Raw genomic sequence first — 16,372 nt, 5'->3', positions numbered from 1 at the left:
AGCACTGCAAAGGCTGCCTGCTCCCGCCAGAACGCGAATATCAGAACGCGTAACGCGCCTTGAACATCAGGGTTTCAGCGTCGTAGCCCGAACGGCCATGATAGGTGTAGCTGGTCCCCAGTGTCAGTGCGCTGATGGCATAACTCACACCCACAGAACCTTCGTAACTGTCACGAGCCGGTTTGGCCCCCGTGACCACGAAACTCGAACCACCCTGAGCAAATGCCGAGGTCTGGCTGATACGGTCACCGATCAGGTCGTGATACGCCATCAGAGTCAGTTCAGGCGTCAGCGTACCGCCGAGCAAAGGAGCCTCGCTGGCAACCCGCAAACCGGCGCCAACCTCCCCGGTTTCAAAACGCTGGTCACTGTTGCGCAACGCTGCAGTCGAACCGTGTTCGGTATAGGCATCGACCTGTACGTTGGAATACCGTGCGGCAACACGCGGCTCCAGCAACACATGATCGTTGAGTCGCAAGCCATAGCCGGCCAGGGTGCCGATGCTCAGGACATCACTGTCGAAATTGCCCTTGGCCAGGGTGCCAGCTACATAGCGGCGACTGTCGTTATCATTGCGCCCATAGGAAACACTGCCCTGGGCAAACCAGTTGCCCTGGTCCCAACTGCCATACAGCGACAGCGCATTACCCTGGACATCGGTCTTGTAGCCGATGTCGGAGGTCGCATTGGCATTCACATAGGAGTAGGCAAAGCCCAGGGTCGCCCCCGAGGAGAACCGACCATCGACGCCTACTGCAACGCCACTGGCATTGGCCGAGTAGCCTTCCACACCACCGCGGCTGTCCTGATCCATATTGCTGTTCAATGCCTGCATCCATACGCCGGTATCGGACAGTTCATCACCTGAAGAAAGGCCACTGCGCAATCCCGTCATCCGGGTATCGAGTGCCGATCTGCTGGCCCCCTGCCCGGCCAGGGCTGCATCCACTCCGCCACGACTGACGTCGGGCGACAGGCGTTTGCCCAGTTCAGCCAGTTCCTGCGCAGTGCTGGCATTGGCGAACGACTGGAACACCCGATCATTGCTGTCGAGCTGGCCAATGACGTTGTTCTTGAAGCGATTGATCAGACCTTGTGTACGCTGGTCGCCACCAGAGCTGTCCAGCTCCTGACTCACCTGCTGGTCGGATTTGAGCCTGACCACGGCAGACACAGCATCGGCATCGACGCTGTAGCTGGCAACATCAAGCAAGGCGGAAGCGCTGTTCACGCTCAAGCCGCTGTTCTGCACACTGGCAGCCGACAGCAGGGCGTAAGTCTTACCCTCGGCGACAGGAGTGAAATCACCGGGGTTGGCGCTCAGGGTGATACGCGAACCGGGTGCAAAAGTCGCAGCACCGGCAACGGTCAGATAGGGCGTGGTATTCACGACGCTATCGGACAATCGCATATCCAGTGCCCCCTGATTCGCAAGCTGCAGATTCCCGGTGATGGAACTGCCCGGACGATCCAGATTCAGGGAACCGCCTTGCTGCACGACGACATTGCTGTCGATGATCGCGCCCTTGAATGTCGCCACACCCTGAACATTCACGGCGGCCATATCAAGCAGATCGCCACGAATCTCGCCACCGGACCAGTTCAGCGTGGCCAGGTTACGACCACGGATGGCAGCGCCGAAATCACTGGCGATCAGCCCTGCTCTCTGATTGATTTCAAAACCGACGGGCAAGGCATCTCTCGTCACCACAATCGCATCGCCCTGAGAGGTAATGGTTCCGGTGTTTACGATGCCTCTTGAACCGGAAGCATTGGTAGTCGTGAAATCGGTACCTTGAACCATGATGGCGTGCGCATCATTGTCCCCGGAGGCACTGATACGACCGCTGTTATGCAGGACATCGAGCGCGCCATCCCACAACGCTATGCCTTCGGAGGCATTACCCCGGGCAATGATCGAACCGCTGTTTTCGACGTGCAGCGGCGCTGATGGGGCTTCCAGATCCATGCCTATGGAATTGTCACCCACGGCCAGGATGGAACCCGAGTTAAGCAGTTTCCCTCCCACGCTCAACATTGCAGAACCATGCCAATCAAAGATCAGACCAACCGCATCCTCACTGTGCACTTCAATGGAACCCGAGTTGATAAAGTCACCGGCGATTTGTGTGCCATGCAGGTAAATGCCCTCTGCGCCGTTGAACAGGCTTGATACGCTGTCTTCAACGACCAGGATCTTGCCGGCATTGACGATAGAGCCTGTGACACTGATGTTGCTGATATCGATGCCACTGCCCCTGTTGGCTCTTTGAAGCGTGATAGAGCCCTCGTTGCGCAGATCACCATCAATCGAACCACCGCCACCAGGACCGTTATTGATTCCAACGGTGACAGGATCGAACATTGCGCCGAACTCCAGCGCCCGGACAGCGAAGCCACCCGTATCGACGGTAATGTCCGCGGCGTTGATGAACGAACCGCTCAGTGCAGAGCGCCTGAACTGAAAGATGCTTTCATTCGTGGACGATTGCAGCAAAACCTGACCGGTCAGGTTGACCCCGCCGCTCAAGGTCTGATTGTTCAGCGCATTACGCCCCTGACTGACGTCGTAATCCAGCGCAAAAGCCTGGCAAGCACAGGCACCCACGATCAGTGCCAATAGCGTTTTCTGAAAATTCCGATTCAAAGCCTGTGGTCCGTCGATTTCTTTCAGCAGCAGCCCTGCCCGGCGTGCATTCCACCGTGAATGCGTATCGCGCTCCGATTGCCAGGCAAGTCAGAGTCGCACGGGGCGTTGTCGGCAATTTGTTACAAAGCTTTAAAAGACAGATACAAGGCTGAACGCCAAAAGCATCAACAATGCGGCAATCAAAAATGCCCGACCCAGGTTACCGGATCGGGCATTTTTCATGGCACTTTCAAACTTTGGTATGAGGTGCCGGACCGTAGTCGTTCACACCCTCGGTGCCTGGCAAAAACAGCAAGGATATCTGGGCCAGCGGACCCACGATTGGAATAAGGCCGACCAGCACGAACCAGCCGCTGAGATTGATGTCGTGCAGCCTTCTGACACTCAAAGAGAGATTGGTCATGAACATGGCCACGAGCAGGAGAGCGGTCGCGCCCCCGATGCCTTCTCCCGGATCAAACCCGTCGTTACTGAGATCAATCGCCACTGCCGCCGCGAACAACACGGCACAAATCAGGACGAAGACGAATAATTCCATCCTTGACGCCCGGCCACTGAAATCGAATGTTTTTGCAAACACGTTGTACAGATGATTCATCCCTGCTTCTCTTCTTGATGACTTGTATTGGCATCCCCGGTCAATGACTGACCACGGCCGCTCTAGCGGCGACCAATCTATCGATTTAAAAAAATAGGGATGCAGTCACCCTCCGAAATATCCGTAGGAAAAATCAACGCGCCAAGATTCTCCGCTCTTCGGACGTCATCGAAAGCCTAAGGACTGGCTTAACCATCAAAAAACCAGATATATGTGCGGCAAAAATCAAACCCATCAATCGAAGCATTCACACTAAGATGGTGCCATTCTCACCTGAACATGAGTGCCCTTTTCATGACCCAGTTTCGCAAAGTGTTATCGATACAAGCTGGCCAACCGACTTCAGACGGGGCCGGTGTGCGCCTGACGCGGGTATTTGGCGGCCAGGGTGTCGAGCAGTTCGATCCGTTCCTGATGCTCGACGAGTTCGGTTCGGACAAGCCGGACGACTACATTGCCGGGTTCCCGCCGCATCCGCATCGCGGCTTTGAAACCGTGACCTATATGCTCGAAGGCCGCATGCGTCATGAAGATCACATGGGCAATGTCGGTCTGTTGCAGAGCGGTGGCGTGCAGTGGATGACGGCAGCGCGCGGGATCATTCACAGCGAAATGCCCGAGCAGGAGGAAGGCGTGATGCGCGGCTTCCAGTTGTGGCTAAATCTGCCGGGCAAGAACAAGTTGATGGACGCCAGTTATCAGGACATCCAGCCTGAAAACATTCCGCGCCTGACCACCGCCGCCGGCGTCGATGTAGTGGTCATTGCAGGCCGGTTCGACGATGGTCAGATTCAACAGGATGGGGCCGTCCAACGCCCGGATACCGAGCCGCAGTATTTCGACTTTCATCTGCCAGCAGACCGCAGCATCAGCCCGCGAATCCCTACCGGGCATCGGGCGTTGCTCTATGTCTACGAGGGTTCCATCGAAGTGGGAGGCTGCCCGCAAACCGTTGCTGCCAGCCGTCTGGTGCGTCTGGGCGACGAAGGCGAATTGCATATCAGCAGTGCAGGCGGTGCCCGGGTGCTGCTGATTGCCGGCAAACCCTTGCGCGAGCCAGTGGTGCAATACGGGCCGTTCGTGATGAATACCCGCGAAGAGATCGAGCAGGCACTGCGGGATTTCCGGGATGATCGGTTGACCGCCTGACAGTTCACTCTGTAGGAGCGGATTCATCTGCGAGATTGCATCCGCTCGCGAATGAACCCGCGCCTACGGCAAGCGCAGGAAGCGTTTCAACTCATCCTTCTGGGCCATGGCATCGCGACGACCAAGGTCGATCAGTTCGCTGCAATAGCCCGCCTCGAACAGCAGATAGCTCAAGACGCTGGCACCGCTGGTCTTGGTCGCACCCGGACCACGCAGGAAGGTGCGCAGTGCCGGTGGCAGTTCGTGACGGTGCCGGGCGGCGATCTCGTCCAGTGGCTGGCTCGGGGAAATCACCAGCACATCGACCGGTGCCATGCCGGGTTGCTTTCTGGCCCGCTCGTCCGCCAGCAGTGAGCTCATCAGGTTCAGGCGCTCAAGCAGTTCGATATCGCTTTCCAGGTTGTCGATGAAGGTGCTGTTGAGCATATGGCCACTGATTTGCGCCAGGCTCGGCTGAATACCGCTGGTGGCCCTGTGAATCTGCTTGTTGGGCTGCACGCCTCGCGGATTGCCGCTGACACCCACCACCAGCACGCGGTTGGCCCCCAGGTGCAGCGCAGGGCTGATGGGCGCCGACTGCCGCACCGCACCATCGCCGAAATACTCATGCTCGATCTTGACCGGCTCGAACAGCAGAGGAATCGCCGAACTGGCCAGCAGGTGGTCCACGGTCAATTGCGTCGGCAGACCGATGCGTCGATGCCGCAACCAGGGATCGATGGTGCCGCCACCCTGATAGAAGGTCACCGCCTGCCCGGACTCGTAGCCAAAGGCTGTTACCGCCACGGCCCGCAGATGATTGCTGTCGATGGCGGCATCGATGCCCGAGAGGTCCAGCCGCTGGTTGAGCAGTTCGCGCAAGGGAGAACTGTTGAGCAACGCGACAGGGATGTCACGTCCAAGGCCGGTGAGGCTGCGTCCGAAAAAACGTCCGGCCTGACGAATCACGCCGGGCCAGTCGCTGCGCAGCACCTGATGGCTGCGAAACGCCTGCCAGAACTCGGTCAACTGGCGGATGGCGATACGAAAGTGCAACGCGCCACTGGCCAGCTTCACGGCATTGATAGCGCCGGCAGACGTGCCGACGATCACCGGAAACGGGTTGGCTGCGCCTGCTGGCAGAAGGTCCGCAATCCCGGCCAGTACACCGACCTGATAGGCGGCGCGAGCGCCACCTCCTGACAGGATCAACCCGGTAACCGACTCTTTCTCGTTCACTGCATTTGTCACTACTGCACGATCTGGCATCTACAACGGACCTCAGTGAACAACCATTTCTTTTTATTTATGTTTTTTGTATAGCTTCGGTTCACCCTCAGGTCGACTTTTAAAACGTCGATGCGCCCAGAGATATTGCTCCGGACATTCAGTGATGGCAATTTCAACCCACTGATTGATGCGCAAACAGTCCTCTTCATCGCTCTGGCCGGGGAAATCCGTCAGCGGCGGATGAATCACCAGTTTGTAACCACTGCCATCGGCCAGACGTTGCTGGGTGAAAGGCACCACCTGAGCACGTCCGAGCTTGGCGAACTTGCTGGTGGCCGTGACAGTGGCGGCCTGAATGCCGAACAACGGCACGAACACACTCTGCTTGGCGCCGTAGTCCTGATCCGGTGCATACCAGATGGCCCGGCCGGCACGCAGCAGCTTGAGCATGCCGCGCACGTCTTCGCGCTCGACAGCCAGAGAATCGAGGTTATGCCGCTCGCGGCCACGACGCTGGATAAAGTCGAACAACGGGTTCTTGTGCTCGCGATACATGCCATCGATGGTGTGCTGCTGGCCCAGCAAGGCTGCACCGACTTCAAGAGTGGTGAAGTGCAGGGCCATGAGAATCACGCCCTCGCCGTTCTGCTGGGCACGCTGCAAATGCTCCAGCCCTTCGATGCGGGCAAGCTTTGCCAGACGGCGCTTTGACCACCACCAGCTCATGGCCATCTCGAAGAAGGCGATGCCGGTGGAAGCAAAGTTTTCCTTGAGCAAGCGCTTGCGCTCAGCGCCGGACAAATGCGGAAAACACAGTTCAAGGTTGCGCGAGGCAATATATTTTCGATCAGTGGCCACGCAATACATCGCCGCGCCCAGCAGACGACCAATCACCAGCAGCACTCGGAACGGTAACTGGACAATCAGCCACAAGAGCCCCAACCCCAGCCATAGCGGCCAGAAACGGGGGTGAAGAAAACTGGCTTTAAAACGCGGGCGATCCATTTAAGCTTCCGTCAGGACAAAGGCTGCGCATTCTACATCGGTTCGACCCGGCTTGCGGCTCGCGGGCGTTCTCGTTATAAGTCTCGGCACTTTTAGCGACAAGCTGTTGTGTATCCCGACCATGAGCCAGATCGAATCGCAAAACCCGGACCCAGTATTCCAGCTCAAAGGCAGCATGCTGGCCATCACCGTCATGGAGCTGGCCCGGAACAACCTCGATGCCCTGGACCGTCAATTGGCGGCCAAGGTCGCCCAGGCCCCGAACTTCTTCAGCAATACCCCGCTGATCCTCGCACTGGACAAGCTCGCGCCCAATGAGGGCACGGTGGACCTCCCCGGCCTGATGCGCGTCTGCCGCCAACATGGCCTGCGCACTCTGGCGATCCGGGCCAGCCGCATCGAAGACATTGCCGCAGCCATTGCCGTCGATCTTCCCGTACTGCCGCCTTCCGGTGCCCGCGAACGTGTGCTGGAGCCTGTCGAAGCAGAAGCGCCGAAAAAGATTCCCGAGAAACCGCCGGAGCCGGCCATCAAGCCGACGCGGGTGATAACCGCTCCAGTACGCGGCGGACAGCAGATTTATGCCCAGGGCGGCGACCTGGTGATCGTGGCCCCCGTTAGCCCGGGTGCGGAACTTCTGGCCGATGGCAACATCCATGTTTACGGCCCAATGCGCGGCAGGGCACTGGCAGGCATCAAGGGCGACACCAAGGCACGGATATTTTGCCAACAACTGGGCGCCGAACTGATTTCAATCGCCGGGCAATACAAGGTTTCCGAAGACTTGCGCAGGGATCCTCTCTGGGGCTCTCCCGTACAAGTCAGCCTGTCCGGCGACGTGTTGAACATCATTCGTCTTTAACGGATACTGCCGCAATTTTCAAAGCATCTCTGATTCGTCGCGAAAACGTAGTAAAGGCTGTAGGAAATCCGGAGAAACACCTGTTTCTCGATGGTTACACTCATCGAAGTAGTGGCCCAGAGCCATCTTTGAAGGCGAGCTTCCGTGATTTCCGTCATTCTTCGATTAACGTCGCTTCAAGGGATGCTCTTCAGGGACTAACTGTCCTTTTCCTCTAGGGGTGATACACCTTGGCCAAGATTCTCGTGGTTACATCCGGCAAGGGTGGTGTGGGCAAGACCACCACCAGCGCCGCCATCGGCACAGGCCTCGCTCTGCGTGGCCATAAAACAGTGATCGTCGACTTCGACGTCGGCTTGCGTAACCTGGACCTGATCATGGGTTGCGAGCGCCGCGTGGTGTACGACTTCGTCAACGTCGTCAACGGCGAAGCGACACTTACCCAAGCCCTGATCAAGGACAAGCGCCTGGAAAACCTCTATGTGCTTGCTGCCAGCCAGACCCGCGACAAGGATGCCCTGACCGTAGAAGGCGTCGAGAAGATTCTCGACGAGCTCAAGGAAAACTTCGAGTTCGTGATCTGCGACTCGCCGGCCGGTATCGAAAAGGGTGCCCACCTGGCCATGTACTTCGCCGATGAAGCGATCGTCGTGACCAACCCGGAAGTCTCTTCGGTACGTGACTCGGACCGCATGCTGGGCCTGCTGGCCAGCAAGTCGCGCCGGGCAGAGCGCAACGAAGACCCGATCAAGGAACACCTGCTGCTGACCCGCTACAATCCGGAGCGCGTCACCAAGGGTGAAATGCTCGGCGTCGAAGACGTCGAAGAAATCCTCTCGATCCGTCTGCTGGGTGTAATCCCGGAATCCCAGGCGGTCCTGAAGGCTTCCAACCAGGGTATCCCGGTCATTCTCGACGACCAGAGCGACGCCGGTCAGGCGTACAGCGATGCGGTCGATCGTTTGCTGGGCAAGGACGTTGCTCATCGTTTCGTCGATGTGCAGAAGAAAGGATGGTTCGAGCGTCTTTTTGGAGGCCGCTAAATGAATATTTTTGACTTCTTTCGTGACCGCAAAAAAGAAAGCACGGCCTCGGTAGCGAAAGAGCGTCTACAGATCATCGTGGCGCACGAACGCGGCCAGCGGAGCACACCGACGCCCGACTATCTTCCTGCCCTGCAGAAAGAACTGGTGGAAGTGATCCGCAAATACGTCAACATCGAGTCAGACCAGGTACAGGTCGCTCTGGAGAACCAGGGCAGCTGTTCGATCCTGGAACTCAACATCACCCTGCCCGATCGCTGATCCGGCAGTTGTCCACGGCGGTATGGGCGGCCCTGTCATCGGGTGCCGCGCATACCGCCGTTGGCGTTTCCAGCGTTTCGAGGCCGTTGCATGCCGTTGTCGAACATCCGCATCATCCACCAGGACGCCGCTGTTCTGGTCATCGATAAACCCACATTACTGCTTTCAGTCCCCGGTCGTGCCGACGACAACAAGGACTGCCTGATTACCCGCCTGCAGGAAAACGGCTACCCCGAAGCCCGAATCGTGCACCGACTGGACTGGGAAACCTCCGGCATCATCCTGCTCGCCCGGGATGCCGATACCCATCGCGAGCTGTCACGCCAGTTCCATGACCGCGAAACCGAAAAGGCCTACACCGCCCTGTGCTGGGGTCAGCCGACTCTGGACAGCGGCAGCATCGACCTGCCCCTGCGCTACGACCCGCCGACCAAACCCCGGCATGTGGTGGATCATGAGTCCGGGAAACATGCGCTGACCTTCTGGAAGATCGTCGAGCGCTACGACACTCACTGCCGTGTGGAACTCACCCCGATCACAGGGCGCTCGCACCAGTTGCGGGTGCATATGCTGTCCATCGGGCATCCGCTGCTGGGTGATGGTTTGTACGCACATCCCGAGGCATTGGCGGCCTATCCGCGCCTGTGCCTGCATGCCAGCATGCTGAGTTTCACCCACCCGGTCAGTGGCGAGCGGCTGAAGTTCGAGTGTGCGGCACCGTTCTGATTGTTCGCCCCTATCCAATCTGTCTGCTGCAGAAACGAATTTATTCGCGAATGAAGCATTTCCGTGAATAAATTCGCTCCTGCAGTTTGCGAAAACGCACGACCGGGGCCAATACGGTAAACTCGCGCCATTGCTGTCTGGAGCTACCTATGCGCGAAGAGCTGAACAAAGGCCTGATCGACTTTCTCAAGGCCTCCCCTACCCCGTTCCATGCCACTGCAACCCTTGTAAATCATCTCGAAGCGGCCGGTTTCCAGCGTCTGGACGAACGTGAAACCTGGGCGATCGAAACCGGCGGGCGTTATTACGTCACCCGCAACGACTCTTCCATCGTCGCCTTCCGAATGGGTCGCCATTCGCCGCTGACCGGCGGCATCCGCATGGTCGGCGCTCATACCGACAGCCCGTGCCTGCGGGTCAAACCGCAACCGGAGCTGCAGCGTCAGGGCTTCTGGCAACTGGGCGTAGAAGTCTACGGCGGCGCGCTGCTGGCTCCATGGTTCGACCGCGACCTGTCGCTGGCCGGGCGCGTGACCTTCCGCCGCGATGGCAAGGTCGAAAGCCAGTTGATCGATTTCAGGCTGCCCATCGCGATCATTCCCAACCTGGCCATCCACCTCAATCGCACTGCCAATGAAGGCTGGGCGATCAATGCCCAGAACGAACTGCCGCCGATCCTGGCCCAGGTGGCCGGCGACGAACGCGCCGACTTCCGCGCCCTGCTCACCGAGCAACTGGCCCGTGAACATGACCTGAACGCCGATGTGGTGCTCGATTACGAGCTGAGCTTCTACGACACCCAGAGCGCAGCCGTGGTCGGACTCAATGGCGACTTCATTGCCGGTGCCCGCCTGGACAATCTGCTGTCATGCTTCGCCGGCTTGCAGGCACTGCTCAACAGCAACACCGATGAAACCGCTCTGCTCGTGTGCACAGACCATGAAGAAGTCGGCTCCTCGTCGACCTGCGGTGCAGACGGCCCGATGCTGGAGCAAATCATCCAGCGCCTGCTGCCCAACGGTGAAGACTATGTACGCACCATCCAGAAGTCGCTGCTGATCTCGGCGGACAACGCCCATGGCGTTCACCCCAACTACGCCGAAAAGCACGACGCCAACCACGGTCCCAAACTCAATGCCGGACCGGTCATCAAGGTCAACAGCAACCAGCGCTACGCCACCAACAGCGAAACCGCCGGTTTCTTCCGTCATCTGTGCATGGCCGAAGAAGTCCCGGTACAGAGCTTCGTGGTACGCAGCGACATGGCCTGCGGCTCGACCATCGGCCCGATCACAGCCAGCCATCTGGGCATTCGCACGGTGGATATCGGCTTGCCGACCTTTGCCATGCATTCGATTCGCGAACTGGCCGGCAGCCATGACCTGTCGCATCTGGTCAAAGTCCTGAGTGCGTTCTACGCCAGTCACGAGCTGCCGTAGCTTTCCTTCTTCGTGAATGAGTTCGCTAACGAGCGGATTCATTCACGAACGGTCTTACATCAGGGTGCCAGCCCAACCCCTGCCGCGAACCATGATGGTCGGCATAGTCGATTCGGAACGCTTGAAAAGCCGCACGAAAAACGGCAAGCAGCTCATTCGACTCCCTTCAAAAATGCGTCAGGCATTCAGCGTCACACGCCCTTTGAAAAGCAGTTGACAGCAAATAAAAACTTCTATTCGCTGCCTTTAAACATCAAGTAGAAACTTGATTAAAACCGAGAGTGAATAGAGAGAAAGTCCATACGGCAATCTCTCCTGTTCCTTAATGCACTGTTGGAAATCGATATTAAAAAAATAAGGAAATTGATCATGAATACACAGACAAGACAGCATTTACCGCCGCCATCTCTGCCTCAACTGAACAACGACGGTGCCTTGAGCATCGCGCAGATCCGTAGAAGCGGCGTAGATATCGTTGTTCCGGTATATCCGGGCATGCAGGTAGGCGACATGATATCTGCGCCCTGGGAAGGAACACCCGCGGGAGCGGAGCTTACCTTTCCGCAACTTCATACGGTACGGCAAATAAAACCCTTGACGCTGAAGATCCCTTTTTCATTTATTCATGAAGGATGGAAAAAACTGAAAGTTCGTTACAACGTCAGAAACAACGGCGCATCCGAATGGGTCGAAGTTGATATCGTCCCGTAGTTATTGAAGTGAATCGCCTACCGGAACTCATCGCCGGGAGGCGATTCGCTTACTTATGACAGAACATCCCCCGCCACTGCACTGACATGAATCGCGTCATGCCGCCAATATTCCAGGTCGCAATCGATCAGGCGACCGCGCTGGTCATAGTTGACCCTGGCAATGCACAGGCCGGGGCTGCCCACTGAAACCTTGAGCGCTGCGCAGGCATCGGCATGCAGCGCCGTAGGCACGATCTCGAAATGCACCTTGCCGTAGCTCAGCTCGTAGCGACTGGCATACAGCTCGGTCAGGGACTGACTGAAATCGCAATCGAGAATCCCGGGAAAGTATTCCGGGTTCAAGTAATGCTCGACATACAACACCAGACGCTGATCGATACGCCGCGCACGACAGATCTGAATAACGCTGGAAAGTGCCGGCAACTGAAGCTTTTCACAGATTTTCGCCGAAGCCGGCTGCAACCTTGCTGAAATGACCTGGGTTTCGGCCACCCGCCCCTGAGCCTGAACCATTGCATGAAAATGGCTACGGCGGATCAGGTCATAGGCCAGGCGCGGCGGCGAAACGAACCAGCCACGACGTTCCTCGCGATAGATCAGCCCTTGGGCTTCCAGTTGCACCAGCGCTTCGCGCAGGGTGATACGGGTCGTATCAAATACTTCACTGAGCTTGCGCTCGGCAGGCAGTTTGCTACCTGACGGTAACAAACCGTGCTCGATCTGTTCCTGCAAAGCGTTGCAAATGGTCGTTACCGCTCGTGGTACATCTTCGCGCATCAGGATACCTGGCTGGACTAGACCAGCTCCATTAAAGGGCACGCTTCGAGACTTGAGCCCTCATTGAAAGTGTTTTCAAGCCTAGGACGCGTATATGACTGTCATGTGACAAATCGCTTCACAATCCATGCCAATGGTCACTTGAACATCGGGCAAGCCCTTGGCAAACAAGCTATTAGGGATGGTCTACGCTTAGCCCACAGCGCAGTACACCTGCTCTGACCATAGAACAGAAAACACCGCCAGACACAAAAATGTCATGCAATAAGCCTAACTTGGCTCAGGTATTGCTGATCTAGACCAAACCATCCGCAACGAACGCTTCCTGAAGAAGTGCAAAAGGAGATTTGAATGAAACACCTATTGTTGGCATCACTCCTCGGTTCCGCCATTGCTCTGAGTACATCGGTCATGGCAGCGGACACAGACCTCAAGACGCTGGAAGCCGCTGCCAGAACCGAAGGCGCGGTCAATAGCGTCGGCATGCCGGATGACTGGGCAAACTGGAAAGCAACCTGGGCCGATCTGGAAAGCAAGTACGGCCTCAAGCACATGGACACCGACATGAGCTCGGCTCAGGAAGTGGCCAAGTTCGATGCGGAAAAAGACAACGCCAGCGCCGACATCGGCGACGTGGGTGCAGCCTTCGGCCCGATTGCCGTGGCCAAGGGCGTCACCCAGCCCTACAAGCCAAGCACCTGGGAACAGGTTCCTGACTGGGCCAAGGACAAGGACGGCCACTGGGCACTGGCTTACACAGGCACCATCGCCTTCATCGTCAACAAGAAGCTGTTGCACGGCTCTGAAGTACCGACCAAATGGTCCGACCTCAAGAGCGGCAAATACATGGTCACCATCGGTGACGTGAGCACCGCAGCCCAGGCGGCCAACGGTGTACTGGCCGCCGCCATCGCCATGAAAGGCGACGAGAGCAACGTTGCTCCAGGCCTGCAACTGTTCACCGAACTGGCCAAGCAGAAACGCCTGGCACTCAACAACCCGAACATCCAGAGCATGGAGAAAGGTGAAGTCGAAGTCGGTATCGTCTGGGACTTCAATGGCCTGAGCTACAAGGCCAAGATGAGCAATCCGGACGATTACGTGGTGCTGATCCCGTCCGATGGCTCGGTGATTTCCGGTTACACCACCATCATCAACAAATACGCCAAACACCCGAACGCAGCCAAACTGACCCGCGAATACATCTTCAGCGACGCCGGCCAGATCAACCTGGCCAAAGGCAACGCACGTCCGATTCGTGCCGAGCACCTGACCCTGCCCGCAGAAGTCCAGGCCAAACTGCTGCCAAACGAGCAGTACAAGGGCGTGACTCCAATCAAGAACGCAGCAGCCTGGGAAGCGACCTCCAAGAAACTGCCACAGATGTGGAACGAGCAAGTCATCGTCGAAATGAACTGATCCGACACAGGCTTGAGGGCGAGCCAGCCTGGCTGCTCGCCCGTTTCTCCCGTAACACCCTTGTATCGACTGCAGTTGGAGCGATCGGCTCATGAAACACAATGTCATCCTCATCGTGCTCGACGGCCTTAACTACGAAGTGGCCAGGCATGCGATGGGCCATCTCCAGGCTTACAGCAACGCAGGCCGGGCCATGCTCTACAAGCTCGAGTCAGAGTTGCCGGCACTGTCGCGTCCCTTGTACGAGTGCATCCTGACCGGGGTCACACCCATCGAAAGCGGCATTGTGCATAATCAGGTTTCACGCTTGTCCAACCAGCGCAGCATGTTTCACTACGCCACCGATGCCGGCCTCACCACGGCTGCGGCGGCTTATCACTGGATCAGCGAGCTGTATAACCGAACGCCGTTCGACGCCGCCCGGGACCGCCATACCGACGATCCGGCACTGCCGATTCAGCACGGGCACTTTTACTACGCCGACCATTACCCCGATTCGCATCTGTTTGCCGACGCCGAAAGCCTGCGAGTCAGACACTCACCGAATCTGTTGTTGATCCACCCCATGAATATCGACGACGCCGGGCACAGGCACGGCCTCGACAGCCCGCAATACCGCAACAGCGCACGCAGCGCCGATATCCTGATTGCCGATTACCTGCAACGCTGGCTTGATGCCGGCTACCAGATACTGATCACCGCCGATCACGGCATGAACAACGACCGGTCACATAACGGGCTGCTTCCCGAAGAACGTGAAGTGCCGCTGTTCGTGCTGGGCGATGCATTCAGTCTCGACGCACAGGCCACCCCCAGACAAACCGAGCTGTGCGGCACTGTCTGCGAACTGCTCGGCGTGCCCCACGACAAACCGGTCTGCCGGGAGGTCCTCAATTGACTACCAACAATCGTGGCAAATGGCTGGGGCTACTCTGCCTGCTGCCTTTTGCGCTGTTCTTCATCGTGTTTCAGATTGCCCCACTGGCGTGGGTCATGATCAACAGCCTGCACTCCGAAGCGGGCTGGGGCTTTGATAACTTTGCCAAGGCGTTCAGTTCCCGTTTCTATCGTCAGGCCATTCAGTTCAGCCTGGAGATCAGTTTCTGGTCCAGCCTGTTCGGCATTGTGATCGCGGTACTGGGCAGCCATTCGCTGCGCAACGTGGATTCGCGGCTACGGGACTTCGTCAATTCCTTTGCCAACATGACCAGTAACTTCTCAGGCGTGCCACTGGCCTTCGCCTTCATCATTCTGCTGGGCTTCAATGGCGCAGTGACGCTGATGCTCAAGAAAGCCGGGATCATCGAAGACTTCAATCTGTATTCCAAGACCGGCCTGATCATTCTTTACACCTACTTCCAGATTCCGCTGGGCGTGCTGCTGCTCTACCCGGCGTTCGATGCCCTGCGCGAAGACTGGCGCGAGTCGTCGGCCTTGCTCGGTGCCAGCAGTTTTCAGTACTGGCGCCACATTGGCCTGCCGGTCCTGACGCCTGCCCTGCTGGGTACTTTCGTGATTCTGCTGGCCAATGCCCTGGGGGCCTACGCCACCGTCTATGCCTTGACGACCGGCAACTTCAACGTGCTGCCGATCCGCATCGCAGCCATGGTTTCCGGTGATATCAGCCTCGACCCGAACATGGCCAGTGCCCTGGCGATGATCCTGGTCGGCCTGATGACGCTGGTAACCGTCGTTCATCAGTGGTTGCTGAAGAGGAGCTACCATGTCTCGCGCTGAAAAAGGTCCTGCCGGGCTTTACCACCGCTTCGTGGTCTATGCCCTGTTCTTCATCCTGCTGCTGCCACTGGCCGGTACGCTGCTGTACTCGCTGTCCACCAGTTGGTCGGCGAGCATTCTGCCCAGCGGCCTGACCTTCAAGTGGTACATCGCGCTGTGGAGCGACCCGCGCTTTCTCACAGCCTTCGGCCAGTCGCTACTGGTCTGCGTGGGCGCACTGATTCTGTCGGTGGTGCTGATCCTGCCGCTGCTGTTCGTGGTGCATTACCACTTTCCGCGCCTGGATGCCCTGATGAACATCCTGATCCTGCTGCCCTTCGCGGTGCCGCCCGTGGCTTCGTCGGTAGGCCTGCTGCAACTCTATGGCTCCGGGCCGTTTGCCATGGTCGGTACACCGTGGATTCTGATTGGCTGCTACTTCACCGTCGCACTGCCGTTCATGTACCGGGCCATCAGCAACAACCTGCAGGCGATCAACCTCACCGATCTGATGGACGCTGCCCAGTTGCTGGGAGCCAATACCTGGCAGGCCGCTTTCATGGTGGTGCTGCCCAACCTGCGCAAAGGCTTGCTGGTGGCATTGCTGCTGTCGTTCTCCTTCCTGTTCGGCGAGTTCGTATTCGCCAACCTGCTGGTCGGTACCCGCTATGAAACCCTGCAGGTGTACCTCAACAACATGCGCAACAGCAGCGGCCACTTCAACAGTGCGCTGGTGATTTCCTATTTCCTCTTCGTGCTGGTGCTGACCTGGGCCGCCAATCGACTGAACAAGGACAAAGACTGA

The 16,372-nt window shown here is 57.7% G+C and carries 16 protein-coding genes; 11 read left to right on the top strand and 5 right to left on the bottom strand.

What is annotated here, in order from left to right:
- Positions 1 to 40: 40 nt before the first annotated feature.
- A complete protein-coding gene (locus JSY17_RS05085; RefSeq protein WP_206402100.1) occupies positions 41 to 2,647 on the bottom strand; it encodes an autotransporter family protein in 2,607 nt (868 codons plus the stop codon).
- Positions 2,648 to 2,879: 232 nt separating this feature from the next.
- Positions 2,880 to 3,248 (bottom strand): DUF805 domain-containing protein, encoded by a 369-nt coding sequence (locus tag JSY17_RS05080; protein WP_117185238.1) that lies wholly within the window; start codon positions 3,246 to 3,248, stop codon positions 2,880 to 2,882.
- 294 nt (positions 3,249 to 3,542) lie between these two features.
- Between JSY17_RS05080 and JSY17_RS05075 the strand changes: the two genes are divergently transcribed.
- Positions 3,543 to 4,397 (top strand): pirin family protein, encoded by an 855-nt coding sequence (locus JSY17_RS05075; protein WP_117185237.1) that lies wholly within the window; start codon positions 3,543 to 3,545, stop codon positions 4,395 to 4,397.
- A 63-nt stretch (positions 4,398 to 4,460) separates the two neighbouring features.
- Here the strand turns inward: JSY17_RS05075 and JSY17_RS05070 are convergent, their stop codons facing one another.
- Together JSY17_RS05070 and JSY17_RS05065 are read right to left on the bottom strand one after the other, a co-directional pair.
- Entirely contained in the window at positions 4,461 to 5,645 is a 1,185-nt protein-coding gene (locus tag JSY17_RS05070; protein ID WP_117185236.1) for a patatin-like phospholipase family protein, read from the bottom strand.
- A gap of 33 nt (positions 5,646 to 5,678) precedes the next feature.
- Positions 5,679 to 6,611: a lipid A biosynthesis lauroyl acyltransferase gene (locus JSY17_RS05065; protein WP_122369596.1), complete on the bottom strand. Its 933-nt coding sequence runs from the start codon at positions 6,609 to 6,611 to the stop codon at positions 5,679 to 5,681.
- A 121-nt stretch (positions 6,612 to 6,732) separates the two neighbouring features.
- Between JSY17_RS05065 and minC the strand changes: the two genes are divergently transcribed.
- From minC to JSY17_RS05035, 6 genes are all read left to right on the top strand, one after another.
- Positions 6,733 to 7,473: a septum site-determining protein MinC gene (minC, locus tag JSY17_RS05060; protein ID WP_117182924.1), complete on the top strand. Its 741-nt coding sequence runs from the start codon at positions 6,733 to 6,735 to the stop codon at positions 7,471 to 7,473.
- A gap of 230 nt (positions 7,474 to 7,703) precedes the next feature.
- The gene (gene minD / locus JSY17_RS05055; protein ID WP_117164165.1) at positions 7,704 to 8,516 is read left to right on the top strand and encodes a septum site-determining protein MinD; all 813 of its coding nucleotides are present in this window, start codon (positions 7,704 to 7,706) and stop codon (positions 8,514 to 8,516) included.
- Positions 8,517 to 8,777, top strand: a complete 261-nt coding sequence (gene minE, locus JSY17_RS05050) for a cell division topological specificity factor MinE (RefSeq protein WP_025261136.1) — start codon at positions 8,517 to 8,519, stop codon at positions 8,775 to 8,777.
- A gap of 90 nt (positions 8,778 to 8,867) precedes the next feature.
- The gene (locus tag JSY17_RS05045; protein ID WP_117164164.1) at positions 8,868 to 9,503 is read left to right on the top strand and encodes an RluA family pseudouridine synthase; all 636 of its coding nucleotides are present in this window, start codon (positions 8,868 to 8,870) and stop codon (positions 9,501 to 9,503) included.
- A 149-nt stretch (positions 9,504 to 9,652) separates the two neighbouring features.
- Positions 9,653 to 10,942 carry a M18 family aminopeptidase gene (locus JSY17_RS05040; protein ID WP_117182925.1) on the top strand — a complete coding sequence of 430 codons (1,290 nt, stop codon included), beginning with the start codon at positions 9,653 to 9,655 and terminating at the stop codon, positions 10,940 to 10,942.
- A 369-nt stretch (positions 10,943 to 11,311) separates the two neighbouring features.
- The gene (locus JSY17_RS05035) at positions 11,312 to 11,653 is read left to right on the top strand and encodes a hypothetical protein (RefSeq protein ID WP_201012268.1); all 342 of its coding nucleotides are present in this window, start codon (positions 11,312 to 11,314) and stop codon (positions 11,651 to 11,653) included.
- Between the two features lie 53 nt (positions 11,654 to 11,706).
- On the opposite strand, the gene JSY17_RS05030 is transcribed toward JSY17_RS05035, so the two are convergent.
- A complete protein-coding gene (locus tag JSY17_RS05030) occupies positions 11,707 to 12,432 on the bottom strand; it encodes a UTRA domain-containing protein (protein WP_117185231.1) in 726 nt (241 codons plus the stop codon).
- Positions 12,433 to 12,783: 351 nt separating this feature from the next.
- On the opposite strand from JSY17_RS05030, the gene JSY17_RS05025 reads away from it, so the two are divergent.
- The 4 genes from JSY17_RS05025 to JSY17_RS05010 all read left to right on the top strand — a co-directional run bounded on the left by JSY17_RS05025 (position 12,784) and on the right by JSY17_RS05010 (position 16,372).
- Positions 12,784 to 13,851 carry an ABC transporter substrate-binding protein gene (locus JSY17_RS05025; RefSeq protein WP_122370370.1) on the top strand — a complete coding sequence of 356 codons (1,068 nt, stop codon included), beginning with the start codon at positions 12,784 to 12,786 and terminating at the stop codon, positions 13,849 to 13,851.
- A 91-nt stretch (positions 13,852 to 13,942) separates the two neighbouring features.
- On the top strand, positions 13,943 to 14,749 hold the full coding sequence (locus JSY17_RS05020; protein ID WP_206402098.1) for an alkaline phosphatase family protein: 807 nt from the start codon (positions 13,943 to 13,945) through the stop codon (positions 14,747 to 14,749).
- Positions 14,746 to 15,588, top strand: coding sequence for an ABC transporter permease (locus tag JSY17_RS05015; RefSeq protein ID WP_117182930.1), 843 nt, complete (start codon positions 14,746 to 14,748; stop codon positions 15,586 to 15,588). The genes JSY17_RS05020 and JSY17_RS05015 overlap by 4 nt, the downstream gene beginning before the upstream one ends.
- Positions 15,575 to 16,372: an ABC transporter permease gene (locus tag JSY17_RS05010; RefSeq protein WP_117182931.1), complete on the top strand. Its 798-nt coding sequence runs from the start codon at positions 15,575 to 15,577 to the stop codon at positions 16,370 to 16,372. The genes JSY17_RS05015 and JSY17_RS05010 overlap by 14 nt, the downstream gene beginning before the upstream one ends.

It is taken from the genome of Pseudomonas capsici (assembly GCF_017165765.1).
GTDB lineage: Bacteria > Pseudomonadota > Gammaproteobacteria > Pseudomonadales > Pseudomonadaceae > Aquipseudomonas > Aquipseudomonas capsici.
Note: the sequence above shows the minus strand (reverse complement) of the source record. Positions and strands in the feature narration are given on the sequence as shown.